At 60.2% G+C, this 23,135-nt stretch carries 24 protein-coding genes and 1 tRNA gene; 7 read left to right on the forward strand and 18 right to left on the reverse strand.

Annotation, left to right across the window (positions count from 1 at the left end):
* Positions 1-39 precede the first annotated feature (39 nt).
* From AC2FNZ_RS18810 to AC2FNZ_RS18820, 3 genes are read right to left on the reverse strand one after another with little or no spacing between them, the layout of a single operon-like run.
* Entirely contained in the window at positions 40-411 is a 372-nt protein-coding gene (locus AC2FNZ_RS18810) for an RNA-binding S4 domain-containing protein (RefSeq protein WP_496841614.1), read from the reverse strand.
* A gap of 6 nt (positions 412-417) precedes the next feature.
* The gene (locus AC2FNZ_RS18815) at positions 418-3,240 is read right to left on the reverse strand and encodes a helicase-related protein (RefSeq protein ID WP_496841616.1); all 2,823 of its coding nucleotides are present in this window, start codon (positions 3,238-3,240) and stop codon (positions 418-420) included.
* A 20-nt stretch (positions 3,241-3,260) separates the two neighbouring features.
* Positions 3,261-3,830, reverse strand: a complete 570-nt coding sequence (locus tag AC2FNZ_RS18820) for a tetratricopeptide repeat protein (RefSeq protein ID WP_496841618.1) — start codon at positions 3,828-3,830, stop codon at positions 3,261-3,263.
* A 68-nt stretch (positions 3,831-3,898) separates the two neighbouring features.
* On the opposite strand from AC2FNZ_RS18820, the gene AC2FNZ_RS18825 reads away from it, so the two are divergent.
* The 4 genes from AC2FNZ_RS18825 to AC2FNZ_RS18840 all read left to right on the forward strand — a co-directional run bounded on the left by AC2FNZ_RS18825 (position 3,899) and on the right by AC2FNZ_RS18840 (position 7,290).
* Positions 3,899-4,189: an SCP2 sterol-binding domain-containing protein gene (locus AC2FNZ_RS18825; protein WP_093961784.1), complete on the forward strand. Its 291-nt coding sequence runs from the start codon at positions 3,899-3,901 to the stop codon at positions 4,187-4,189.
* Positions 4,189-5,166, forward strand: a complete 978-nt coding sequence (locus AC2FNZ_RS18830; RefSeq protein WP_496841619.1) for an alpha/beta hydrolase — start codon at positions 4,189-4,191, stop codon at positions 5,164-5,166. Before AC2FNZ_RS18825 ends, AC2FNZ_RS18830 begins: the two co-directional genes overlap by 1 nt.
* Positions 5,167-5,236: 70 nt before the next feature.
* A complete protein-coding gene (locus AC2FNZ_RS18835) occupies positions 5,237-7,057 on the forward strand; it encodes a M3 family oligoendopeptidase (protein WP_496841621.1) in 1,821 nt (606 codons plus the stop codon).
* Positions 7,054-7,290, forward strand: coding sequence for a hypothetical protein (locus AC2FNZ_RS18840; RefSeq protein WP_496841623.1), 237 nt, complete (start codon positions 7,054-7,056; stop codon positions 7,288-7,290). The genes AC2FNZ_RS18835 and AC2FNZ_RS18840 overlap by 4 nt, the downstream gene beginning before the upstream one ends.
* Before the next feature lie 56 nt (positions 7,291-7,346).
* Here AC2FNZ_RS18840 and AC2FNZ_RS18845 read toward each other — a convergent pair whose 3' ends face one another.
* The 3 genes from AC2FNZ_RS18845 to AC2FNZ_RS18855 are packed head-to-tail and all read right to left on the reverse strand — an operon-like array spanning position 7,347 to position 9,493.
* Positions 7,347-8,195 (reverse strand): DMT family transporter, encoded by an 849-nt coding sequence (locus AC2FNZ_RS18845; RefSeq protein ID WP_496841624.1) that lies wholly within the window; start codon positions 8,193-8,195, stop codon positions 7,347-7,349.
* Positions 8,192-8,461 (reverse strand): DksA/TraR family C4-type zinc finger protein, encoded by a 270-nt coding sequence (locus tag AC2FNZ_RS18850; RefSeq protein ID WP_170339110.1) that lies wholly within the window; start codon positions 8,459-8,461, stop codon positions 8,192-8,194. The genes AC2FNZ_RS18845 and AC2FNZ_RS18850 overlap by 4 nt, the downstream gene beginning before the upstream one ends.
* 57 nt (positions 8,462-8,518) lie before the next feature.
* On the reverse strand, positions 8,519-9,493 hold the full coding sequence (locus AC2FNZ_RS18855; protein WP_496841626.1) for a Gfo/Idh/MocA family protein: 975 nt from the start codon (positions 9,491-9,493) through the stop codon (positions 8,519-8,521).
* Positions 9,494-9,640: 147 nt separating this feature from the next.
* Between AC2FNZ_RS18855 and AC2FNZ_RS18860 the strand changes: the two genes are divergently transcribed.
* Positions 9,641-10,819, forward strand: a complete 1,179-nt coding sequence (locus tag AC2FNZ_RS18860) for a dipeptidase (protein ID WP_496841628.1) — start codon at positions 9,641-9,643, stop codon at positions 10,817-10,819.
* 60 nt (positions 10,820-10,879) lie between these two features.
* Here AC2FNZ_RS18860 and rpoH read toward each other — a convergent pair whose 3' ends face one another.
* The gene (rpoH, locus tag AC2FNZ_RS18865; RefSeq protein WP_170339116.1) at positions 10,880-11,776 is read right to left on the reverse strand and encodes an RNA polymerase sigma factor RpoH; all 897 of its coding nucleotides are present in this window, start codon (positions 11,774-11,776) and stop codon (positions 10,880-10,882) included.
* 124 nt (positions 11,777-11,900) lie between these two features.
* Positions 11,901-12,944 carry an RluA family pseudouridine synthase gene (locus AC2FNZ_RS18870; protein WP_496841630.1) on the reverse strand — a complete coding sequence of 348 codons (1,044 nt, stop codon included), beginning with the start codon at positions 12,942-12,944 and terminating at the stop codon, positions 11,901-11,903.
* Here AC2FNZ_RS18870 and AC2FNZ_RS18875 point away from each other — a divergent pair.
* Complete coding sequence (locus tag AC2FNZ_RS18875) at positions 12,943-13,245, forward strand: DUF6476 family protein (protein ID WP_093961773.1); 303 nt, start codon at positions 12,943-12,945, stop codon at positions 13,243-13,245. The genes AC2FNZ_RS18870 and AC2FNZ_RS18875 overlap by 2 nt on opposite strands.
* An 18-nt stretch (positions 13,246-13,263) precedes the next feature.
* On the opposite strand, the gene AC2FNZ_RS18880 is transcribed toward AC2FNZ_RS18875, so the two are convergent.
* The 7 genes from AC2FNZ_RS18880 to AC2FNZ_RS18910 form a co-directional block, all read right to left on the reverse strand.
* On the reverse strand, positions 13,264-14,247 hold the full coding sequence (locus AC2FNZ_RS18880) for a hypothetical protein (protein WP_141138456.1): 984 nt from the start codon (positions 14,245-14,247) through the stop codon (positions 13,264-13,266).
* Positions 14,247-15,251 carry a glycosyltransferase family 2 protein gene (locus tag AC2FNZ_RS18885; protein ID WP_496841631.1) on the reverse strand — a complete coding sequence of 335 codons (1,005 nt, stop codon included), beginning with the start codon at positions 15,249-15,251 and terminating at the stop codon, positions 14,247-14,249. Before AC2FNZ_RS18885 ends, AC2FNZ_RS18880 begins: the two co-directional genes overlap by 1 nt.
* A 164-nt stretch (positions 15,252-15,415) precedes the next feature.
* On the reverse strand, positions 15,416-17,410 hold the full coding sequence (locus AC2FNZ_RS18890) for a hypothetical protein (protein WP_496841632.1): 1,995 nt from the start codon (positions 17,408-17,410) through the stop codon (positions 15,416-15,418).
* Entirely contained in the window at positions 17,407-18,342 is a 936-nt protein-coding gene (locus tag AC2FNZ_RS18895; protein WP_496841633.1) for a hypothetical protein, read from the reverse strand. Before AC2FNZ_RS18895 ends, AC2FNZ_RS18890 begins: the two co-directional genes overlap by 4 nt.
* Positions 18,343-18,347: 5 nt before the next feature.
* Entirely contained in the window at positions 18,348-19,331 is a 984-nt protein-coding gene (locus AC2FNZ_RS18900; protein WP_093961769.1) for a glycosyltransferase family 2 protein, read from the reverse strand.
* Between the two features lie 365 nt (positions 19,332-19,696).
* A tRNA-His gene (locus AC2FNZ_RS18905) sits at positions 19,697-19,773 on the reverse strand.
* Positions 19,774-19,820: 47 nt separating this feature from the next.
* On the reverse strand, positions 19,821-20,312 hold the full coding sequence (locus AC2FNZ_RS18910; protein WP_093962926.1) for a GNAT family N-acetyltransferase: 492 nt from the start codon (positions 20,310-20,312) through the stop codon (positions 19,821-19,823).
* Between the two features lie 70 nt (positions 20,313-20,382).
* Between AC2FNZ_RS18910 and AC2FNZ_RS18915 the strand changes: the two genes are divergently transcribed.
* The gene (locus AC2FNZ_RS18915; protein ID WP_093961768.1) at positions 20,383-20,571 is read left to right on the forward strand and encodes a DUF6324 family protein; all 189 of its coding nucleotides are present in this window, start codon (positions 20,383-20,385) and stop codon (positions 20,569-20,571) included.
* A gap of 2 nt (positions 20,572-20,573) precedes the next feature.
* Here AC2FNZ_RS18915 and AC2FNZ_RS18920 read toward each other — a convergent pair whose 3' ends face one another.
* From AC2FNZ_RS18920 to AC2FNZ_RS18930, 3 genes are all read right to left on the reverse strand, one after another.
* On the reverse strand, positions 20,574-21,005 hold the full coding sequence (locus tag AC2FNZ_RS18920; protein ID WP_093961767.1) for an MmcB family DNA repair protein: 432 nt from the start codon (positions 21,003-21,005) through the stop codon (positions 20,574-20,576).
* 350 nt (positions 21,006-21,355) lie between these two features.
* Complete coding sequence (locus AC2FNZ_RS18925; protein WP_496841636.1) at positions 21,356-22,468, reverse strand: PIG-L deacetylase family protein; 1,113 nt, start codon at positions 22,466-22,468, stop codon at positions 21,356-21,358.
* A 354-nt stretch (positions 22,469-22,822) separates the two neighbouring features.
* Entirely contained in the window at positions 22,823-23,119 is a 297-nt protein-coding gene (locus AC2FNZ_RS18930) for a hypothetical protein (protein ID WP_496841637.1), read from the reverse strand.
* Positions 23,120-23,135 lie beyond the last annotated feature (16 nt).

The following is a 23,135-nucleotide window of genomic DNA, read 5'->3' on the forward strand; positions in this document are numbered from 1 at the left end:
GACTAGCTAATTCAGTCTGCCCCCATCTTCAAGAGAAGATCAGCCCTTGGGGGTGCGAGAAAGATCAAGCGCGCGCCGATCCTTCTTGGTCGGACGACCTTTTCCTTCGAAACCCGGATTTTGCGGCGGATTATCCTTCTCTTCGGTCAAATCCGTATACAGCGTCTGCGCCTCGGTCGCCGGGCCGCGTCGCGCGCCCAGGATTTCGACCTGAACCACGCGAATAACGCGCCCCTGAGCGAATGTCAGAACGTCACCGGGCCCGACGGTTTGCGCCGGCTTCTGGGCCCGGTCACCGTTAACGCGCACATGCCCGCCGCTGACCTGTTTGGCGGCCAGGCTGCGGGTCTTGAAAAACCGCGCATGCCACAGCCACTTGTCGATCCGCATCTTGGCCGGTGCGTCGGCCATCAGCGATCAGTTGCCGTCCTTCAGACCCATCAGCGCAGCGGCAAACGGGTTGTCGGGATCAATCGCTTTTTCCTTTTTTGGCGGCCGGGACGAGAAGGTCTTGGCCCCATGCGGCTTGCCACCCTTCTTGCCCTGCGGCTTGCCGCGACCATCCCGAGGCTTTCCGCCCGGTTTGCCCCGACCCTGCCTTTGGTCTCCACGTGGCCCCCGGTTGGCCTGACGACCCCAGGTAAAGGTGTAGAACACCTCGACTTCGGGTTCGTCCGATGCCGGGTCTGCGGTCGTGACCTCGGTTTCAGCCTCGGTGCTTTCGGTGGCCTCGGCTGGCGCCTCGGCAGCGACGGCCACATCCGACTGTGCCTCTGCTTCGGCGGTCTCTGCCGGAGCTTCGGCGGTCTCGGCCTGTGCTTCGGCGGTTGCCGCCGGTGGTTGCTCCGTCGGCTGAGCCGGTTTGATCTTGGTCCGTTCACCACGCTCAGCCTTGTAGCCCAGCCCCTGCATCAGGTCGGCGAACTGTTCCAGCGTCATGCCGGTGATCGACAACATGTCCGCCTTGGCTTCGAAACCGCCCCGGCTGTCTTCGGCGCGCAGCATGTCGGCCAGACGCTCCAACATGTCGATACGGATCGAACGCTCGCCCGCGTTGCGGTAGCCGCACATGGTGTCATAGCCCTCGGGCGCGCCCTTGGCGACGGGCACCGTCACCAAGCCCGGCGGCGGCGCTTCGGGAAACTCCTGAAGTCCATTTGCCAGGGCCCACAACACCAGACGCAGGCGCGTCGGAGCAGGTTTCAGCAACAGCGGCATGAAAATGGTGAACTGGCCGAACCGGATGCCATGCTTGCGCAGCGCGCCACGGGCGTCCTGGTCCAGGTCCTTGACCTCTTGTGCGACTCCGGCGCGCGGCAGGATGCCCAACGCCTCGACCATGCGGAAGGCAAATCCCTTGGCCAGCCCGGTCAATTCTTCGTCGCGCGACAGGTTCAGCAGAGGCTCGAACAGCGCCGCGATCTTGCGGTCGATGAAGTGTTGCAGGCGGCGGCGCACCTTCTGCTCGACCTCTGGCCCTGCGGCCTCGTCCACGAACACTTCGACCATCGGCTTGAGCGGTTCGGCCCCAGCAACCAGCTTGCCGACGGCATATTCGCCCCACATCAGGCCACCCTGATCGGTAAAATCAATTTCGGTATCGGGCGCATTGTAGAAGCGATCGGCACGCAGATGGAATTGCGGCGCGAGTGCTTGCAGTGAGGCCGATTTGAGCGCTTTCGCCTCGGTTCCCTGCGCGCTTTTGTCCGGGATGAACCGGAACCCTTCCAAACGACCGACGAATTCGCCTTCGACGGTCACTTCACCCTTGTCATTCACTTCGGCCAAAAGGGCCTCCTTCTGTTTGAGCCGGCGCAGCAGAACAGATGTACGCCGGTCCACAAATCTTTGCGTCAGACGTTCATGCAAAGCGTCTGACACCCTGTCTTCTACAGCGCGGGTTTCCGCGCGCCAATGGGATTCGTCGCGCACCCAGCCGTTTCGTTGCGCAACATATGTCCACGTGCGAATATATGCCAACCTTTTGGACAGTGCATCAATATCGCCGTCGGTTCTGTCGATCCGGCGGATCTGGCGCGCCAGAAAATCCTCGGGGATCGTGCCGCGTTCGTGCAGATGTCCGAAGATCGATTCGAGCAGGCTGGCATGCTCCGAATGGCTGATGCCCCGAAAATCGGGGATTCGGCAAACATCCCACAACAGGCGGATCGACGGACCATCGCTTGCACGGGCCGCAACCTCGGGCACCTGGGCCAGCGACTTGAGCGCGTTCAGGTCGTCTGCGGGCCGGGCTTTGACCAAATGCTCGTTGTCCGGGCTGGCCTCGAGCGAGTCGATCAGCGCATCGACCGAGCCGAACCGCAAGGCGGCATTCCGCCAGTTCAGCTTTTTCATCGGCGTGAACCGGCTGTCCATGATGGCCTGCGCCACGCCTTCGTCCAGCGGCGATGCTTCACCCGTCACGCCGAAGGTACCATCCGACATGCCGCGCCCGGCCCGGCCGGCGATCTGGGCCAGTTCGTTCGGGGCCAGCGGCCGCATGCGCCGGCCATCGAATTTGGACAGGGACGAAAACGCCACGTGGTTCACATCCAGGTTCAGCCCCATTCCGATGGCGTCGGTGGCCACCAGATAGTCGACCTCGCCATTCTGGTACAGCTCGACCTGCGCATTCCGCGTGCGCGGGCTGAGCGCACCCATGACCACGGCCGCCCCACCCTTTTGCCGCCGCAGAAGCTCGGCAATGGCATAGACGTTCTCGACCGAGAACCCGACGATCGCGCTGCGCTGGGGCATGCGGCTGATCTTCTTTGATCCGGTGTAGACCAGTTGCGACATCCGCTCGCGCCGAGCGAACTGCGCCTGCGGCACCAGCGCCGCGATCGGGCCGCGCATCGTGTCGGCACCCAGAAACAGCGTCTCGTGCGTGCCGCGCATCCGCAGCAGCCGGTCGGTAAAGACATGACCGCGCTCGGGATCGGCGCACAGCTGGATTTCGTCGATGGCCACGAAATCGGTGCCCATCCCCTCGGGCATCGCCTCGACCGTGCAGACCCAGTATTGCGTGCGCGGCGGAACGATGCGTTCCTCGCCCGTTACCAGAGCCACCACCGAGGGGCCACGGATGGCGACGATCTTGTCATAGACCTCGCGCGCAAGCAGCCGCAGCGGCAGGCCGATGACACCGGTCCGGTGCCCCAGCATGCGTTCGATGGCATAGTGGGTTTTGCCTGTGTTGGTCGGGCCAAGTACGGCCACGATTCGGGATGCCCCGTTCACCTTTGCCCCCTGCCCGGACCTTAGAGCGCCTTGCCCGCGATCTGCGGTTTCAGCCGATTCACGGCATTGGTTACTTCTTCGTGATGGGGATGTATAGCCAGCGCGCGGGAATATGCGTCATAGGCCTGTTCGGGCTGACCCAGCACCTCAAAGATCAGGCCAAGCCCGTAGATAGCTTCGTAATTGTTCGGGTTCAACGCAAGCGCGTGTTCAAGATCGGCGGCCGCCATGCCGAACCGCTCCAGCCCAAAAAACACAGAGGCGCGCACATGCCAACCTTCTGCGAAATCGGGTGCATGGTCTGTCAGTGCCGTCAAATGATCCAACGCGGCTTCGACATTGCCCTCGTCCAGTGCTTCACGTCCGCGTTCAAGCAGCAGATCAGCCGAGGCAGACCCGGATTGCGACCACAGCGACTGCAGTTGCCGATCCAGACCGACTGCCTGTTCGGGAGACGCTTGGGCAAGCTGCCGCAGCAGCTCGGTTTCGTCCCGCAAATCGGCATGTTGCGCAATCCCAGTGGTGGAATACATGACTAGGAGGGCAAATGCCGCAACGGTACCTTTGAGATTGTTGATTGCAATGCTCATAACAATGATCAGTGTAGCGTTGCGACCGCGGATGTCCATTCACGGCGCACTAACAAATGAGGAAGACCATGAGCGACACTCTTGAAAAAGCGGCAGCCGCGCTGAACGAAAAACTGTCGGGTGGCGATTTCGATTCGTCGGCAAAATTCGCCATCGCCGACCTCGGCTCGATCGTGTTGGATGAAAACGGTGCGCGGGTCAGCGACGAGGACGCCGAAGTCACCCTGAGCGCCGACGCGGAAACGTTCGAGCAGATCCTCAGCGGTGAGCTGAACCCCACGGGCGCGTTCATGGCCGGCAAGCTGAGCGTCGACGGCGACATGGGTGTTGCCATGAAGCTTGCCTCGGTGCTGGCCTGATGGATCTGTCGCCGGCCCCTTTCTTTGAAGATGTGGCCGGCGGTCCCGCCGGCGGCGCCGCGCATTGGTTGACCACAAGCGACGGCACACGCATTCGCGTGGGCCACTGGCGCCCCGAAGGTGCGGCGACCGGGACGGTAATGATCTTTCCCGGCCGCACGGAATATATTGAAAAATATGGCAATGCAGCGGGTGAGTTCGTACAACGCGGCTTTGCTGTACTGGCCGTGGATTGGCGCGGACAGGGTCTGGCTGACAGGTTGCTTGAAGATCCGCGCGTTGGCCATGTGGACAAGTTTACCGACTATCAGCAGGACGTGCGCGAAACGCTGAAACTGGCCGAGCAGCTTGGCCTGCCGAAACCCTGGCACGTAATCGGCCATTCGATGGGCGGCGCGATCGGGATGCGCGCTGTTCTGGAAACCGGCCTGTTTGCCTCTTGTGCCTTCACCGGCCCGATGTGGGGCATTTTCTTCACCCCACTCATGAAACCTCTCAGCCGTCTGACCGCCTATTGGGGCCCGCGGATCGGGCTGGGCGAAAAGACGCCCCCGACCACGTCACTGGAAAGCTATGTTCTGATCCAGCCTTTCGAGGGCAACGCGCTGACACGTGACCCCGGAATGTACCGGATGATGCAGGATCAGTTGACCGCGCATCCCGAACTGGCCCTGGGCGCGCCGTCGACCATCTGGCTACGCGAGGCACTGGACGAGTGCGCCTGGCTGATGGCGCAGACCGCGCCCGACATTCCTTGTCTGACCTATCTTGGCAGCCACGAGCAGATCGTGGACCGCAAGGCGATCCGGGCGCGCATGGCGAACTGGCCCAGCGGCCGGTTGGTCGAGATCCCCGGCGGCGAACACGAGGTGATGATGGAACCACCCGAGGTCCGCGGCCCCGTGTTCGAGGAGATGGCCGCGCATTTCTCGGCCGCCGCCAACGGGCAGACACCCGAACTTGCGATGACGCGCTGACACCTCGGCTGCTTGTGATCCGCGCGCCCTGCGCCTAGATGTGATCCAACGCAGACAATCGAGGTGTTCCATGCACGAGCTTCCCTTCCCCGTCCGAGACGCAAATGCCGGTGGCGGCGCCGACAACCTTGGCAACCTGCCGGAATGGAACCTGGACGATCTGTACAAGGGACAGGACGCGCCGGAACTGACCCGAGATCTTGAGTGGCTGGAGCAGGAATGCGCGGCATTTGCCGCCGATTACGAAGGCAAGCTGGCCGATCTAGACGCGCAGGGCCTGCTGACCTGTGTCCAGCGCAACGAAAAGATCAACGCCGTCGCCGGGCGCATCATGTCTTTTGCCGGGCTGCGCTATTACCAGCTGACCACGGATGCCGAGCGCGCCAAGTTCCTGTCGGACATGCAGGAAAAGGTCACGTTGTTCACCACGCCGCTGGTGTTCTTCACGCTCGAGATCAACCGCATTGAAGATGACGTGCTGGCCGCCCATTTCAAGGCCAACGCGAACCTGGCACGCTACGAGCCCGTCTTCCGCCGCATCCGCGCGATGAAGCCCTACCAGCTGTCGGACGAACTGGAAAAATTCCTGCATGATCTGGGGGTGGTCGGCGACGCGTGGGAACGGCTGTTCGACGAAACCATTGCGGGGCTGACCTTCACGGTAAAAGGTGAAGAGCTGAACATCGAAGGCACCCTGAACCTGCTGACCGAACAGGACCGGTCCAAACGCGAGGCCGCGGCCCGCGAACTGGCCCGCGTGTTTCAGGACAACGTCAAAACCTTTGCCCGCGTCCACAACACGCAGGCCAAGGAAAAGGAAATCATCGACCGCTGGCGCAAGATGCCAACCCCGCAGACCGCGCGGCACCTGGCAAACGATGTCGAACCCGAGGTGGTCGAAGCCCTTCGCGAGGCGGTGGTGGCCGCCTACCCCAAGCTCAGCCACCGGTATTACGAGCTCAAGCGCAAATGGCTGGGGCTGGATGTGATGCAGGTCTGGGACCGCAACGCGCCGTTGCCGATGGAAGACACCCGCACCGTGTCGTGGGAAGACGCCGAGAAGACGGTGATGGAGGCTTATGCCGCATTCGATCCCCGCATGGCCGACATCGCGGCGCCGTTCTTCTCGAAAGGCTGGATCGACGCGGCAGTGAAACCGGGCAAGGCCCCGGGTGCCTTCGCGCACCCCACCGTGACCGATGTGCACCCCTATGTGATGCTCAACTATCTGGGCAAACCGCGCGACGTGATGACGCTTGCGCATGAGTTGGGCCACGGGGTGCATCAGGTGCTGGCCGCCGATCAAGGCGAGATGCTGTCCTCGACCCCGCTGACCCTGGCCGAAACCGCCAGCGTCTTCGGCGAGATGCTGACCTTCCGCAAGATGCTGGATCAGGCCGAAACGCCCGAGCAGCGCAAGGTTCTGCTGGCCGGCAAGGTCGAGGACATGATCAACACGGTGATCCGCCAGATCGCCTTCTACGACTTTGAATGCAAGCTGCACGCCGCCCGCCGCGAAGGCGAACTGACGCCGGACGACATCAACGCCCTGTGGATGAGCGTTCAGGCCGAAAGCCTTGGCCCGGCGTTTGAGTTCATGGACGGGTACGAGACCTTCTGGGCCTATATCCCGCACTTTGTTCACTCGCCCTTCTACGTCTACGCCTATGCATTCGGCGACGGGTTGGTGAACGCGCTGTACTCGGTCTATGAAAGCGGCGCGGACGGGTTCGAGGAAAAGTACTTCGAGATGCTCCGCGCTGGCGGCTCCAAGCACCACAAAGAGCTGCTGGCCCCGTTCGGGCTGGATGCCAGCGACCCGAAATTCTGGGATAAGGGTCTGTCGATGATCTCGGGGATGATCGACGAGTTGGAGGCCCTGGAGGGGTGAAAGACCCAACCGACAAGGGACGTTGGCGAGCCATCAAGGACCGCCTGCGCCCTGTTCTCGCCCGGATCCGCCGCAATGTCCCGCGGGGGCTGCGGTTTGTCGTGGGACTTTTGTTGATCGTCGCCGGCGTCTTCGGTTTCCTTCCTGTTCTTGGGTTTTGGATGATCCCCTTGGGCATCATGGTGGCCGCCATGGACGTCAACCTGCTGCGGCGCTGGTGGCGCCGCCGGTAACCCAGTTCCGGCTGTAGCCTAGTTTTTTCTGGTCGTCAGGAACACCGCGAATACGATCAATCCCGCCCCAATCGCAGCCATTGGGGTGATTGGTGCCCCAGAAAAATTGCCGAATTGACGAAGGTGAACACCACCGAGGTGGCGAACAAAAGGGTCGCGGTCAATGTCGATACCCGCGCGGCAGCCTCGTACCAGAGGTAGTAGGCCAGCGCAGTCGGGAAAACGCCCAGCAAAACCAATAACACCAAATCGTTGCCGGACGGCATCCGCAGGGAAAACACGGACAGCGGAAGCAGAATTACAGCCGAGCACAGGAACACACCAAACAGGAAATTCAGACGCTCGGCCGTCGATTTCGACGCGCGCATAGCCCGGCTGCTGGCGATCAGGAACACAGCCCAGCTGACCCCGGCCCCAATTTCCATCATATCCCCTAGAACGGGGTCCCCGCCGCCTTCGAAATCGCGGAAAACCGTAAGAAAGACGCCGAAGATGGCCAGAAGGGTTGCCAGAACATCGGTTCTTCCAACTGGGGTGTCGGCGAAGAAATACAAGAAAACCAGAACAAAGAACGGTGCGGTATTTTCCAACACCATCGCGCTGCCTGCACCGGTGTGTTCAAGCCCAATATGGAACAGAATGTAGTTTATGACCGTCGCCAAAACGGCAAGACGGAAGTTCCAATCCCGGAACTGGACGGAAACCCGCGCATTCATCGCACGCAACATACAGTAGATGGCCAAAGCAGCTATGAACAGCCTAGTTGTGGCAATTTGCATGCCACCCAGGTCTCCGGTCAGGTAGCGCACGATGACGCTGTGCGTGCCCCAAAGAAATGCGGCCAAGAACCCAAGAAACAGGTCATTCTGAAAAAGGGAGCTGCCGTCTTTGCCGGGCCCCTTCACTTGAGCTGGCTGTCCTTGGAGCCGCGCCGATTGATACCGCCGCGGGCCTTGAAAGCACCATCACGCTCTTGCTGACAATCCAGACACAGCTTGACCCCGGGGATCGCCAGTCGGCGCTTTTCGGGGATCGGTTCGTCACACTCTGCACAATGGGTCAGGCTTTCACCGACCGGACGCTTTTTCGCCTGCATCCGTGCCAGCTCGTCTGAAATCGAAGCCTCGATCTGTTCACTTACAGCGCCGTCGCGCGCCCAGCCTCCGGCCATGGCCCCCTCCTGTTCAGGTGCTCACCAGTTTAGGCGTGGGGCGGCTGATCACGCAAGTCAGAGCGGCGTTGCGCAGTCGAACACCCGGTCGATCATCGCCTGCGTCCCGCGCGAGAATTCGAGCGGACACGGGTATTCGTCGCCCGCGCGAACAGACCGGCAAAACGCCTCGACCTGCAGCTTGTAGTGATCGTCGTCTGGGAAGCGCGTCACCAGAACTTCCAAACCCGGGCGGTGCAGCTCGACCCGAGCCTCGCCAAACACCCGTGCGTTGAACGGCGCGGTCAGGCGGATCAGGCCGCGTTCGCCGTGAAAGACCATTTCCTGATGCGGATGCATGCGGATCGAGACATAGGCCGAATAGGTAAAGCCCGGAAACTGCGCGCGGATTTCCGTGAACGCGTCGATGCCATCCTCCCAGCGGATGGCCGATTGCACGGTGTCCGGTTCCTGCCCCGTCGCAAAACGGGCCGACCCGATGACGTAGACGCCGATGTCGCGCAGCCCGCCGCCGCCGGTTTCAGCGCGGTTGCGGATATTGCCGGTGTCGGTGCGGTTGTCGAAGCTGAATGCGCCCGTGACATGCACCAGATCTCCGATGGCGCCGTCGGCGATCAGATCGCGCACATGCTGCCATTGCGGGTGGTGCACGATCATATAGGCCTCGGCGGCCAGCAGCCCGGTCTGGCCACGCTTGTGGATCAGGGCGTCGAACTCCTCGGCGCGCATGGTCATCGGCTTTTCACAAAGAACGTGCTTTCCAGCGCCCATCGCCTTCAGGCTCCATTCCACATGCAGGTGGTTCGGAAGCGGAATGTAGACCGCCTCAACTTCGGGCGAAGCCAGCAACGCGTCATAGTCATCAAACACCTTCAGGTCCGGGCAGAAGTCCTGAAACGGCTCGGCTTTCGCCGGATCCGAAGTCGCCAAGGCAGACAAACGCGCGCCCGAAGCCGCATGGATCGCCGGACCCATGAATTGGCGTGCGAATTTCGCCGCCCCCAGAATGCCCCATTGAACCGGCTTGTGCATGGTTTCCTCCGTAATTGACCACGTTGGGCGCTGAAATGTTTGCGCCAACATCTGTTGCGCCCTCTGTACCAGCCAAGCGACGCCAAGTCAGGCTTTTCTGTGCGCGGGACACCCGTAATCTGCGCATGACAAACGGGAGGGACTAATGTGAGAAGATTTCTGAAATGGCTGGCAGGCCTCACGGCGGCTGTGGTCGTCATCGGGGCCGTGATATTTTTCGTGGTTGTGCCGCCGTATGTCGAAAACGCGCGCAACAACGTGATCGACCACGACCCATTCCCGGTGTCCGACACCGCCACGGCCCTGCACGAAACCCTGATCGTGGGCGACCTGCATGCCGATCCGTTGTTGTGGAGCCGCGACCTGACCGAGCGCGGAACCCGCGGCCAGGTGGATATTCCCCGGCTGATCGAAGGCAACGTGGCCCTGCAGGTGTTCACCGCCGTGACCAAATCACCGGCCGGGCAGAATTACGAGGCAAACTCGGCTGAGGCATTCGACAACATCACCCTTCTGGCCATTGGTCAGCTGTGGCCGCTGCGGACCTGGGACAGCCTTAAGGAACGCGCGATTTATCAGGCCGAGAAACTGCACCGGTTCGAGGCCGCCTCAAACGGACATCTCAAGGTCATAAAGACCCGCGCGGATCTGGATGCGGTGCTCGACGCCCGCGCGCGCGGCGAAAAGGTCGTGGGCGGCATTCTGGGGATCGAAGGCGCCCATCCGCTGGAGGGCGATCTGGCCAATCTTGACCCGATATTCGATGCAGGCCACAGGGTGTTCGGGCTGCAGCACTTCTTTGACAACGAGCTTGGCGGCTCGCTGCACGGCACCGGGAACACGGGCCTAACCGAATTCGGGCGGCAGGTGGTGGCCGAACTGGCCAAACGCCCGGTGGTGATCGACCTGGCCCATTCCAGCCCGCAAGTGGCGCGCGACGTGCTGGCCATGACCGACGAGCCGCTGATCGTCAGCCACGGCGGACTTCACGGGTTCTGCCCGGTCAAGCGCAACTATCCCGATGACCTGATGAAGGAAATCGCAGCGACCGGCGGTGTCATCGGCATGGGATACTGGGCAGACGTCACCTGCGGCGACATCGCCCCGTCGGGAATTGCCAAAATGATCAAGGCAGCCATCGAGACGGTCGGGGAAGACCATGTCGCGCTGGGGTCCGACTATGACGGCTCGGTCGAGACCGCGTTTGACACGTCGGAACTGGCGGCGCTGACCTCGGCCTTGCTGGACGAAGGCCTGACCGAAGCGCAGATCCGCAAGGTCATGGGCGAAAACATGGTACGGGTATTCCGCCAGCAACTGCAGTAGGACATGACGAAAAAAACGGCCCGGGTTTCCCCGGGCCGCTTGTTCATCGGATTGCCGTGATCAGGCGCTGGCCAGCATGCCCTTTTCACGCGCCAACTCACGCATCTTTTTCTGCAGCTTTTCAAAGGCGCGCACCTCGATCTGACGGATGCGTTCGCGGCTGACATTGTACTGCGTACTCAGTTCCTCGAGCGTCACGGGCTGATCCATCAACCGGCGCTGGGTCAGGATGTCTTTTTCGCGGTCGTTCAGAACGTCCAGCGCCTCGGTCAGCAACTCGCGACGCACCTCAAGCTCTTCGCGGGCCTCATAGTCGCCGGCCTGGTCTGCATCTTCGTCTTCCAGCCAGTCCTGCCACTGCATGGTGCCTTCGCCGTCGGAACCGACCGTGGCGTTCAGCGACGCATCCCCGCCCGACATGCGGCGGTTCATGCTGATGACCTCTTCTTCGGTCACGCCCAGATCGTTGGCGATCTGCTTGACATTATCCGGGTGCAGGTCGCCCTCCTCCAACGCGCCAATCCGGGCCTTCGCCTTGCGCAGGTTGAAGAACAGCTTTTTCTGCGCCGAGGTGGTGCCCAGTTTCACCAGTGACCAGGATCGCAGGATGTACTCCTGGATCGAGGCGCGGATCCACCACATAGCATAGGTCGCCAGACGGAAGCCTTTTTCCGGATCGAACCGCTTGACGGCTTGCATCAGGCCCACATTGGCCTCGGAAATCACCTCGGCCTGCGGCAAACCATAGCCGCGATAGCCCATGGCGATCTTGGCGGCCAGTCGCAGATGCGATGTCACCATCTTGTGCGCCGCTTCGGTGTCCTGCTCTTCGACCCAACGTTTGGCCAGCATGTACTCCTCTTCCGGCTCCAGCAGGGGGAATTTGCGGATTTCCTGCAGATACCGGTTCAGCCCACCTTCTGGCGTAGGCACGGGGAGATTTTTGTAATTTGCCATGTATCACGTCCCTTGGACAAATGTTTACGCCCTTAACATGGATATGGGGCCACGTTCAGGACCATTCAAGAGCAGGTGTTAACAGTCTGGGATTAAGGAACGATAAAGGAAAGCTAAGAAAGTCTTAGTCACGAGACTTTGCAGGTTGTTTCAGAACCGAGATGAGTGCCTCGATATCTTGCGGCAATGCTGCCTCAAAACGCATTTTCTCGCCGGAGACGGGATGTACAAAGCCCAGGACAGCCGCGTGCAGGGCTTGGCGCGGAAACGCACGCACCGCTTCCGCAGCGTCTGCGTCAAACGACCGGGCCGACAGTTTGCGCTTGCCGCCATAGACCGGGTCGCCCACCAAGCCGTGGCCCGCATGTGCCATGTGCACCCGAATCTGGTGGGTGCGTCCGGTTTCCAGCCAGCACTCGATTAATGATACCGCGCCGGGTTGTCCGAACACGTCAACGACGCGCGCACGCGTTACGGCATGGCGCCCGCCATGGAAAAGCACTGCCTGCTTCTGCCGATCGTGCTTGTGCCGGGCCAGTTGCGTTGTGATGCGCATCACGTTGCCGGGCTCAAAACTCACGCCTTTGACACCGCGCAGCCGCGGATCATTGGCATCCGGAACGCCATAGCAGACCGCGCGATAGTATCGTTCGACGCTGTGCGCCTCGAACTGGGCCGCCAGCCCCTGGTGGGCGGCGTCCGATTTGGCAACCACCAGCAACCCGCTGGTATCTTTGTCGATCCGGTGCACGATGCCCGGTCGCTTGACCCCGCCTACCCCCGACAATTCCTCGCCACAGTAGTGCAGCAGGGCGTTCACCAAGGTGCCATTGGGCGATCCCGGTGCCGGATGGACGACCATGCCCGCAGGTTTGTTGATCACGATCAGGTCGGCGTCTTCGTGCACGATGTCCAGAGGAATGTTTTCGGCCCCGATATGGCTCTCGTCCGCTTCGGAGACGGTTATGGACACAACGGCACCTTCCGGCACCTTGGCCTTGGCGTCGAGCACGACCTTGCCGTCGACCAGAACCGCGCCCTCTTCGATCAGCCGGGCCAGCCGGGTGCGCGACAGGTTTTCATCTGCTGGAACATCCCGCGAAAGCGCCTTATCAAGGCGGGGCGGCGGAGCGTCCGCGATAACGAAGTCTATTTGGCGGGTGCCCATGACTGTCCCTTCAGATCCCCAAGAACCGCAGGAAACGCCTCAGCTGCGCCTTCTGCGCCGCATGGTCATGCTGCTGACCGCGGTGATGATTGGCGGGGTTCTAGTGACATTCGCTTTGATTGTCATCCGTCTATCCGACCGGACCCCCACCCTGCCCGATCAGATCGAACTGCCGGACGGTGCAAAGGCCCAAGCCGTGACCATTGGAAACAACTGGTTCGCCGTGGTGACCGATGACAACCGCATCCTGATCTTCGACAAGACCACAGGGAAGCAACGACAGCAGATCTCGCTTGATTGAGCCTGTGGCGCCGCCAGCCTATTCACCCAAGGCCATTCTGAACACAATTTCTGCAGCCTGCTTGAACGCAACGATCTCGTCCGGTGCATCACGACGAAACCTGACTTCGTCCGGGCTCAGCCAGACCGGCTGGAACAGAGTGTCCCGGTCGGGAAAGAATTCAGCCCGAAATCCTTCGTCGGCTTCGGTCAAATAGGTATCAAGCCATGCCCGTTCCTCGGGTTCCAGAACGTCGTGGCGCCGGAACATGATGGGTTCTTTGGGCACCTGACGACGCAGTTGGCGGCTACGCTTGCGCCCGATGGCTCGCGTGACAACGCCAAAGGCTTCACTTGCAGCGCGGGACAGTGTTGGATTGGCAGGCTCACTGGCAACCTCACCTCCGGGTCGCGACACGCCCAGTTTGTTCAGGAAGTCATCGACGATATTGCCATTCAGCATTTCGTTGCGATCATAGAGTGCCGGCACAACCGTGACACCCGGGAACGCGTTGCGGATTCGGGTAACCGCGCCGGAAAAAGAAACCGAGTGAGGCTCGGCCTCGATCTTCGCCAACCGGTCCCGAATCAAGGCTGAACCGTCGGCTGGCAAACGGCCATTTTTGGCCCGCTGCTTGTAATCCGCCTCGAAGAAATCGGAGTAGCGGCGACAATAGAATACCACACGCATTTCGCGTGCGGGTATCTCGGTAAAGAGCTGCGCAAGCCGTTCCAGATCGGCCGAATAGAACATTTCCGACGACATCAGGCAGGCCTTGCTGCCATGTGCCTCGTACTCGCGCGCGACGGCCTCACGGTACTTGTCCATCGGCTCTGCGGACTGGTTCATGTGGAACGCCAACAGATTATGGCTGACCTTGGGGCGATCGTCACCTTCCGGTCTGCGACGTCCGGCCTCCATGTATCTGAGCCCGGCATTCGACAAGGCCGACGCATTGTTGCGCAGATAGGACTGCAATGCCGTCGTCCCGGTCTTCGGCATCCCCAAATGCAACCACAGCATCAGGTTGCACCTTTTGTGACGGTATCGGCCTGCGTGGTCATCTGATGCATCAACTCCTGCATCTCGGACGTGCCCAGCAGTTCCGATATCTGTTTGCGGTGCAGTTCGCAGGACTGGCGGTGCAGCCGGGCCGTTTCGGGGTCCGACATCAGGTCGTCGAAACAGTCCCGCTTGCGCGCGGCAATCGCATCGATCGAAGTCTCGACCACCGCATTCTGATTCATGATGTTCCAGTATTCCAAGCCGAGGCTGTCGCCCGTGTGATGAGCCCGTCCCCGCACTTTCTTGACCAAGTAGCTCTCGCAGGACTTCAGAGCGTAGTGGTTGAGTTGCACAAGGTCATATCCGACCGAGTCCCGCGCCGAACGCCAACTGCTTGTAAAATAGCGCTCGGGCATTGGCTGACCCGAACCATTGTACCAATGGCAGTCTTCCATGCGGTCGACCGTCGGACGTTTGGGGCGGTGAACACCGATCACATCCCACAAGTGCCGCTGGAACATCGTCTTCAACCCCCATGCCTGCGCCGGTCTGGGTTTGCGTTCGGGGGCAGCATGGCGGAATTGCTCGGACAGGAACCTGTCTTCGTATTGAACCACTCCGGCATTGCCGAACAACCGCCAGGTCATTGAAATCATCTTGGCATCAGGCACAGCATCAACCAATGACTTCAGTGTGTTGTCGCCCGTCTTCACATTGATTTGCTCGTCGGCGTCGATCACGATCACCCAGTCTTCAGGACCCGCGATCTCCATTTGCAAAAAGCGTTTGTACGCGCGTTTCTGAGGGCTTGTTGCGCGACGGGAATTGTTGTCCACATGGATCAGAACCCCGCGCTGGTCGAGCCGCTCGAGCAGCGCATCCGTCCCGTCCGTGCAGTCATTCGTCATCACGACCATCTGGTCGATGCCAATAGCCTGATTGTGCGCGACCCATTCCAGAACGAACGGGCCTTCGTTCTTCATCGGGGTAACGCTGACAAAGCGGGGGGGCTGATCGACCATTTTTGCCTCAGTTTTTGGTGCCATGCAGGCCGGACGCGGGCACGCAAGACCAGTGTTTGCCCGGCAGACTAATTCCATTGCAGGCGGTGACCAAGCCGAAACCTTGGGTGTGTTTGCACACAGATGACCCTGAATGGTGCTGGATATCGCGAAAGGCCCGCATGTTACCCTTCTGCCCTTTTGAGTTGATTGGAAAACCGTTTGTAGGTTGGGCACAACGCCTTGGCCCGTTGCAGAAACACTTGCGCCCGCTGTTTTTCACCACGCTTCAGGCAAATCTGACCCGCGGCCCCTTGAATGGCAGCGGTGATGTCGTCCAGCTCGGCCGCGTGCAGGATCTGCGCCTCGGCCTGCTCTTCAGCGCCGATGCGCGCCAAGAGTTGCCCCATCGCGAAAACCAGAAACGCGCTGTCAGGGTCACAAGCCAGCGCCTCGGCCATAGTCAATCGCGCCTGTCGTCGGTCACCTGCATCCGCATAAAGCTCGGCAAGACGTTTGTGGTACAGAGGGTTGTCAGGGCACCGAAGAACCACGTCCCGGGCGGCATCAATTGCCGCCTCGACGGCAACCTCGCCCATGCGCCATTGCAGCAACGATGACAGGCTTTCCACAGCGGGGTCCAGTCCCGGCACGTCGTCGTTCGCAGTCAGCCCGGCCCACAAAGCTTGCAGGCGCGGACCGCTGTCCTGCAGCCGCCTGGCGCGCTGGTCCAGGGAAAGATCGGACCAATCAAGCAGGATCATGTCGAAATTGCAGGGCGCCCTCACGATCACCTTGTGCTGGACAAGGTACAGGTTGTTGAACGGCGGAAACCGACGTTGGCGCAACTTTCGCTGCAGGGCCCAATCCACGGGCGGAAACAGTCGAACGGGCAGTTGATCGCGGTACAGCATGCGCGAACCCAAAACTACAACATCGGGTCGCAACGGCTTGGCCCAAAACGCTTTTGCGAAATGACGCCCGGCAGCCCAGCGTTTCTTTCTGGCGCCAAGAATGGCCCCCCGCAACGCGGTCAGAACCGCGTGATCTTCGGGCCAAAGATGCGGGTTTTCCAACCCGTCCCGGGCCAGCTGCTCGCTTTCCTTCCACTTGCCCAGGTAAAACGCGTTCAACGCCTGCAACAGGGGCAGAAAAGCGTTGTCCGCCCCGGCATCGAGGATGGGCTGACCCAGATCATAAGCCTCTTGGCACCGATCCTGAGCGCACAGGTATTGCGCGGCCTTGGCATAGACATGGGCGGCCTCGGACGGGTTCAGAAAAGTCTCGGGCCCTTGCGCCACGCGCCGGATGACGTTTTCGTTCGCCTCGTCCAGTTCGGCCTCGGTCAGGACATCGCGGAATACCAGTCTTTGCTGCCCCGATATCCGTGCGGCCGCCATGGAAAAGGCCGAGATGAACGGAGCGATCACCTGCTCGGCCCGGGACATCGCGTAAAGCTCGAGAAAGTCGCGCTGTGCTCGGGTCATTCCCGACAGGTCCGCAATGTCGGACATCTGCATCAGGTTCGGATAACGCTTTTGAAACCGCGCAATCAGCTCGGGCTGGTCCGAGAACATGATCGCGGGCCGGTCCTGCCTCTTGGAAAGATGCATATCGTAGAGTTCTTCCGGCTCGACCTTTGCCGGCCAGGTGGTGTGCTTCCAGGGCAGCGCGTTCAGGATGTCACCGCGCCGGATATGGTAGGCAGAAACGCCCTGCCCCGAGAGCCTGGCATCGGCAAGCTCCATGATGTGCCGGATATGCGGAGTGAACCCGATACGGTGAATGAACTCGCGGTAGCGCGGGCGGATCGCCTCAATATCCTCCCAAGGAAAGGCAAGAACCTCGAACCCCTCTTCGACCAAGACCGAACGGCCAGCGGCCAGATGCGCCATCAACCGATCGGGCGTCGCGTCGCCCAAAAAGCTCCAGACCGGCAGCGCATCCTTCGCCAGCCGATCGTGAGTTTTCTGATCCAGAAATTGAGACTTGATCCATTCGGGATCGAACAGCTCTTCCGGGTTGTCCAGTTCGGGGGCATCAGCCCCCGGTGGAAACCAGTTGACCCGATAATCCGCGTCGAAATCCTCGGCCAGGCGTATGCAGGTCAGCATCATCAGCAGTCGGGCACCCATGCGGTCCTTGCGCTGGCCGATGAACACGCCCCGTTTGGGCGTCATGACGCGTCCCCTGCCGCCATAGCCCGGCGCATAGCCCGGAACCGCTGGCGGGCGGCCATTACCAGCTTTGGGTGACGTTCTTCGCCCACGGCTTCAATGCCGCGCATGTAGATCGGCAACCTTCGGCGCGCACGCATCATCTTGTAGTACTCGGACGGCTCCAGGGCCCCGCACATCGCCTGCTGCATCACCGGCTTCAAAAGATTGAGTTTCCGCAGCATTGGTGCGGCGAAGTGGTTGGCGAACCAGGTTTTGAGAAGAACGACATTGCCGCCCTGCAGCCGTGTGACCTGTTGCCTGTCCAAGTCAAAAAACGGGTCGAAAAACACATAGGCCCGGGCGGCGGCCTGAACGGTTTCGACAGCGTCACTCAGCGGCAGATCCCAGTCCTGGACACGACCGAACCGATAGCGAGTTTCCCAAGGGACCCGCCGCTCGTCCAATGTGGTCTGAGGATTGAAAGCAATGACGATCGCACCCGGCACCAGCGCCGAGAAGGTCAACGCGGCGAACCCTCCCATGGACGCTCCGGCAAACACGACCTGATCGAACTGGTCAAAAAACCCCTCGCGCGCCTTGTCCTCGAAATAACCGATGATTTCAGGGTCGCGATACCATGCCTTTGTGCGGGCGATCACGCCCAGATGGGACCATCCCTCGTCCCGGAAAAACTTCCAGCCCCACGGCTCGCGGGCAAAGGACAGGTCATTGGCATTTGCAATATTGTCAAAACTGATGACCAGCCGCGCCGGGTCACGCTGGTGGAAGAGAACCGAGTGACGGTCGAGCTTTTGCAGAAACCCCTTCCCGTCCCCGCCGGGGTAAATCTCGACAAACCAAGGCGGAGGCGGATCGGTCAGAATGCGTTCATAGCCGCTCTTCCGATCCGGGTGGTCAGGTTGCAGCTGCGCTTTGGTCAGATCGTCCGCCATGGCCGTCACACCAGATTGTCGACCAGCCAAGACCGGAACTCCACCCAATCGGGGCGCATCTTGATCTCGGCGATTTTAGCGCGGTGCCAGTCGCAGGCCCGTTCGTGCAATTCGCGCAGCTCGGGATCCGATTTGAGTTCGTCAAGCAACGGTGCTGCACGCTGGGCGATCGGCTGGATCGAGGTGTCCTGAACCTTGTTTGCATTCATGTCCGACCAGTAGGATTGCCCCTGATCCACCTTTACGTGGTTGGTCCGCCCCCGGTCCCGCTTGATAAGAAAGCCATCCAGAGATCGAACGGAATAATGATGGAGCCGTCCGAAGGAATGGTCAAAATTCCTCCAGGCGCGCCAACCGACATTCTGGGCCGGAAACAGATTTCCGCCGGCGTCCGACCATGCGACCTCGGCCTCTTTGCCCTCTTCAATGCCCTTGGGTCTATGCGGACCGAACCGAGTGAACTTGCCATTGTTCCGAAACAGCGTTTTCAGACCATATGCGCGGCCCGAATGATAAGGAAACTCCTGATCGGCCATGCAAAATGACCGAGTCACGGGCGTGTCGTCAAAACTGATATTGCCCGACGTCCCAAACAACCGCCATGCAAACGAAATGGCGTCTACCGATTGTCCCGCCTTCTGTTCGACAGCATCAATCAAGGCCGCGAAACTGTTGTCGCCGCATCGAATGTTCCAAAACTCATCGACATCAAGGCACATCAGCCAGTCGGCTTCTTTGACCTTGGGATGCCGCCGTGCCCGCCGGAGCATCTGGTGCTGGGGATTTCCACCCTCAGGCACAGCATTTGGGACGTGGGATGCCAAACCCATCTGCTCAAGGCGTTGTGCAATTCTGTCGGTACCGTCCTCACAGTCATTGGTGAAGATCACAAAGTGATCGACGCCCAAAGTCCGATGAAATGCGACCCACTCCAACATGTAGGGGCCTTCGTTCTTCATCGTCGTGAATACGGTAATGGTCTGAGACATTTACGCCTGTTCCCGAACTGCCTTTGACCTTCTTCTTACACAAAGCGCACCAATGCTGCGAGGGTCGAATTCCGTGCGAGGGAATGTCTGCTCCAACTGGTGCACCGCTACACGCGCACCCGACCTTCAGACGCAAGTGCACATAGCACCACTGAAGCAGATGACAGGTTCCATCCGGGGTCCATTGCCCTCTCGCACAATCCCAAACCTACGGCTTCCGGCGCAAAGGGGAGCAGTAAAAACCAATCTAATTCCACCGGTTGTGCGGCGAATCTCGTGCGGCCGGCCTCTGTAATCCTCACCGGCGTGACGGAAATAAAGCGCACAGTCACAGGCGGCGGACGAGCAGTTTTGTCGAGGGGAGATGGTACCGCCTCCCTGGCTTGAACAGGGGACCTCTGGATCCACAATCCAGCGCTCTAACCAACTGAGCTAAGGCGGCACTCGTGAGGGGCGATTTAACGAACGCGTTCGGGGATTGCAAGAGCCTTAAAGTCGAATTGACCAGCTTTGTTCGATGAGATCGACGCCGAAGGAATGAACCGGTTTGCTGTCGGTCAGGCGCCATCCATGGGCCCGGTACAGCTTGCAGGCAGCCCTGTGGCTTTCGTGGGTCCACAAGACCATCGACGTGTACCCTGCGGATCGTGCAAAACCCATGCATGTCATCAAAAGCCGCGCCCCAAGCCCCTTGCCCCGCGCGTCGGGTTCCAGCAGAAAAAGGCGCAGTTTGGCGGTGGTTTCATCCAGCGCGACACAGAAAATACTACCAAGGCGCCTTCCGTCACTTTCAACGATCCATCCCCTCTCGCGTTGGGGATCATGCCCGGCGACAAATTCGTCCAGAATACGGGCCACCAGCGGGGCGAAACTCTCGTCAAACCCTTCATCCCGCGCGTAAAGCGTTCCGTGGCGCTCGACCAGCCAATCGCGGTCATCGTCCCGAAACGGTCGGATCACAGCATTGTCTCCTTGCGGCATCGGCCACACACTCCGCTTGATTCCCATTGCGTTGCAGGCTAGCAGAAACGCTCAGTCCCCGGAGGCGAGAATGGGCATCAATACCGAACGTGACATCGAAGCGAACCTTCAGATCGGTCCGACCGACCATGGAATGGTACGCCTGTTCATCGAGGCGGGCGAGCTTGAAATCCCCATGGATTTCGACCCGGAAGAAGCCGAGGAAATCGCCGACGAGATCCGCGCCGCAGCACAGGCCGCACGCGCCGTCAAAGGCTGAAATCAAAGCCGCGGATCACGCAGGCCATGCAACCGCCGCGCGGCGTCCATGGCAAATTTCTGGATCATCTTTTTGCGTCTTGCCCCGGCCAACTTGGCCTCGGGGGACATGCGTACGATCTCGGCGTCATAAGCATCCGCAATGATGAGTCCGGTTTCAGCGGGCAGCAGCTCGGTGGGAAAGTCCGTGTCCACTGCCCAGAAGAAGCGGTCGCACCAATCCAGATAACCCTGCCACTTCGAATCGGACATATAGTCGGCCCGGCTGGACTTGCACTCGATCACCCAAAACTCGCCCCTTGGCCCCAACCCCATGACGTCAACGCGCAACCCGCGAGTCGGTACGAATTCCTCAATCGAAACAAAGCCGTGCGTCACAAGGTGTCGAGAGACACCCCTGGCCAGTCTTTGTCCGGGCTGAAGTTCAACTGTCATACGCAGAGTGTGAACAATTAGTGAACAAATTGTCAAGTTGGCAGGTGTTGATCATCATCCCGGATTTGACCCGGCCCGCATGCCCAAGATTTGCCCCCACAATCAACTTCCGCACGACCCAGACCAAAAAACTGTTGTGCAAGCCCCTTGTGCAACTCAGTGTTGCGCCCTACTTACGCCCTTGGCGGGTTCTGCCCTTCTCGTGACTGGTAGCATTCCGGTGGCCTTAAGCAATTCCGAGGGAGCTGGCTCTGTTCGGGTCCTGGCCCGTTTACCTGGCGCCCACCTGTACATACAGGTCCTCGGGAATCAAAACCGCACGGTTGCCTGGTGGTCCCGCCGCCTTCCGATCAGGTGAATTCCTGCGGATCGACCCGTGCGAAGGTTTCGTCATCCAGAGCAAAATCATAAAGCCTGCGTCCGTTCCATTGCGGCATATAGCAGTCAAACAATCTGTTTTTTTGCTCCGGCAGGCTTGGCACGGTCAAATCTGCCGCTGGCAGGTTCAATCCAAACGTCAACATCTGGGCGTCCGTGTAACGTGCAGATGCCTGCTTGACCGCATGATGCAACAGCACGTGTTCGACATGCCCGTATTCGCCAACTCGGTTGTGAGTGATGACGGTTGTCGGCGCGAACTGCTTCATCAACGCATAGGCAGATCCAGATAACAGTCCAAACAACGGATGGCGGCGCAATGGCCGGACGATTTCGGGTTCTGGCAAGCCATCGTCGGTTGGCATGCGAATAAAACGGCGCAGCCTCGGGTAATCACTTTCGACCGCAAAGGGCAGTTGCACCCGGGTGGCACCAATCATTTCGCACACCTTTTGCATCGCTGCCTCGCGCGTGTCGGTGTCTCTACGGTTGGATGCAGGGCGGAAGAAGCTTGCGACGAAAACTTCGGCACGCCCCTTGAGATGCGCCAGAAGTGAGCCGGCAAACAGCGTTTCATCATCCTGATGGCACACGCACACAAGAATGCGCTGATGGGCAAGCACGTCCAGGCTGAGTCCGTTGCGCGCAACGCCCGGACCGGTCTCCAAAAGGCCGAAATTCGCGCTGTGCAGGGTTTCCGGCCCAACGAGGTTGACCGTCCGCGCGCGCCCTTGCTGGACCAAAAGGGCCGAGCTTGCCCGCACATGGCCGTTTCGGTTGTCTCCCTGAATCAAGTAGCATCTGTCAGCCAGGCCAGGCCAGACCGCATCCAGCTCGGCGATCCTGCTGTTCTTCTGCGCATCCAAGTGCAACAGGTCGATCGGGCCGAACGGCCGATCCTGAACCGCATGCTCAAGCCCTTCGATCGCTGGCCTGAGGTAGAACTTCACGCGATCAGGGAAGCGGTTTTCGAACCATCGGAATGCAATCGGCACATAGATGTCGACCGGCGGCCACGAGGCGCGCAAACGCTGTCCAAGGTCGATGCCGATATACTTCAAACCGGGGTTCGAGTGCAGCGCCAACAGACCCGCGTGACCGCCCGCCACTCCGACCTCGGCAAAGCAATTGCTTTCCTGTGCCAGCCGATGAAGAGCACGCCGTTTCGGCTCCATCGACGGCGCGAGATCGGATTTGTGAAAGTTTTCCTGCATGTGTGCATAGCACACGTTTCCATTGATCGCGACTGGCTCGCCTGCTTGTTTCAGCCCATCTGCAATCGCCTGATTCAAACTTGACAGATCATCCAGAAACGCCGGCGAATTTATGACGTCTTCATAACTTGGCTTGGTCAAGGAAACGGTCTTTCATGGACACTTCGATACGCTTGCGCATCAAATGTCAGGGGTAGACCAATTGCAAGCGTCAGCAACCACCCATCACGACCGGCGCGCTTCGACGCGCAAAGGTTCCAGCTTGACCGCAACCGGGGTTCCTCCGCGAGGGCCTTTGGGCTTTTCGGCCATGCTCATGATCGCATAGGCGAATTGGACGCCCGCAAAGACGATCCCGTTCATGAACCAGATCATGATCAGCGCGATAAAGCCAATGTCGGACCCGGTGATGAGGTGACGCAGGTTGGCCACGTTCAACAGCAGCAGCACCGCGACAAATACAGCCGAGATCACAAACCCCAGTGCAACCTGGGTGATGTAAAGACGGATCAGTTTCGGCATGACGCACCTCCTTCAC

Source organism: Ruegeria sp. SAZA006 (genome assembly GCF_059613465.1).

Coding starts and splice junctions, on each gene's coding strand:
- AC2FNZ_RS18810 (WP_496841614.1), bottom strand. CDS start 411: ATGGCCGACGCACCGGCCAAGATGCGGATCGACAAGTGGCTGTGGCAT.
- AC2FNZ_RS18820 (WP_496841618.1), bottom strand. CDS start 3,830: ATGAGCATTGCAATCAACAATCTCAAAGGTACCGTTGCGGCATTTGCC.
- AC2FNZ_RS18825 (WP_093961784.1), top strand. CDS start 3,899: ATGAGCGACACTCTTGAAAAAGCGGCAGCCGCGCTGAACGAAAAACTG.
- AC2FNZ_RS18830 (WP_496841619.1), top strand. CDS start 4,189: ATGGATCTGTCGCCGGCCCCTTTCTTTGAAGATGTGGCCGGCGGTCCC.
- AC2FNZ_RS18835 (WP_496841621.1), top strand. CDS start 5,237: ATGCACGAGCTTCCCTTCCCCGTCCGAGACGCAAATGCCGGTGGCGGC.
- AC2FNZ_RS18850 (WP_170339110.1), bottom strand. CDS start 8,461: ATGGCCGGAGGCTGGGCGCGCGACGGCGCTGTAAGTGAACAGATCGAG.
- AC2FNZ_RS18855 (WP_496841626.1), bottom strand. CDS start 9,493: ATGCACAAGCCGGTTCAATGGGGCATTCTGGGGGCGGCGAAATTCGCA.
- rpoH (WP_170339116.1), bottom strand. CDS start 11,776: ATGGCAAATTACAAAAATCTCCCCGTGCCTACGCCAGAAGGTGGGCTG.
- AC2FNZ_RS18875 (WP_093961773.1), top strand. CDS start 12,943: ATGACTGTCCCTTCAGATCCCCAAGAACCGCAGGAAACGCCTCAGCTG.
- AC2FNZ_RS18870 (WP_496841630.1), bottom strand. CDS start 12,944: ATGGGCACCCGCCAAATAGACTTCGTTATCGCGGACGCTCCGCCGCCC.
- AC2FNZ_RS18880 (WP_141138456.1), bottom strand. CDS start 14,247: ATGCTGTGGTTGCATTTGGGGATGCCGAAGACCGGGACGACGGCATTG.
- AC2FNZ_RS18885 (WP_496841631.1), bottom strand. CDS start 15,251: ATGGTCGATCAGCCCCCCCGCTTTGTCAGCGTTACCCCGATGAAGAAC.
- AC2FNZ_RS18890 (WP_496841632.1), bottom strand. CDS start 17,410: ATGACGCCCAAACGGGGCGTGTTCATCGGCCAGCGCAAGGACCGCATG.
- AC2FNZ_RS18895 (WP_496841633.1), bottom strand. CDS start 18,342: ATGGCGGACGATCTGACCAAAGCGCAGCTGCAACCTGACCACCCGGAT.
- AC2FNZ_RS18900 (WP_093961769.1), bottom strand. CDS start 19,331: ATGTCTCAGACCATTACCGTATTCACGACGATGAAGAACGAAGGCCCC.
- AC2FNZ_RS18910 (WP_093962926.1), bottom strand. CDS start 20,312: ATGCCGCAAGGAGACAATGCTGTGATCCGACCGTTTCGGGACGATGAC.
- AC2FNZ_RS18915 (WP_093961768.1), top strand. CDS start 20,383: ATGGGCATCAATACCGAACGTGACATCGAAGCGAACCTTCAGATCGGT.
- AC2FNZ_RS18920 (WP_093961767.1), bottom strand. CDS start 21,005: ATGACAGTTGAACTTCAGCCCGGACAAAGACTGGCCAGGGGTGTCTCT.
- AC2FNZ_RS18930 (WP_496841637.1), bottom strand. CDS start 23,119: ATGCCGAAACTGATCCGTCTTTACATCACCCAGGTTGCACTGGGGTTT.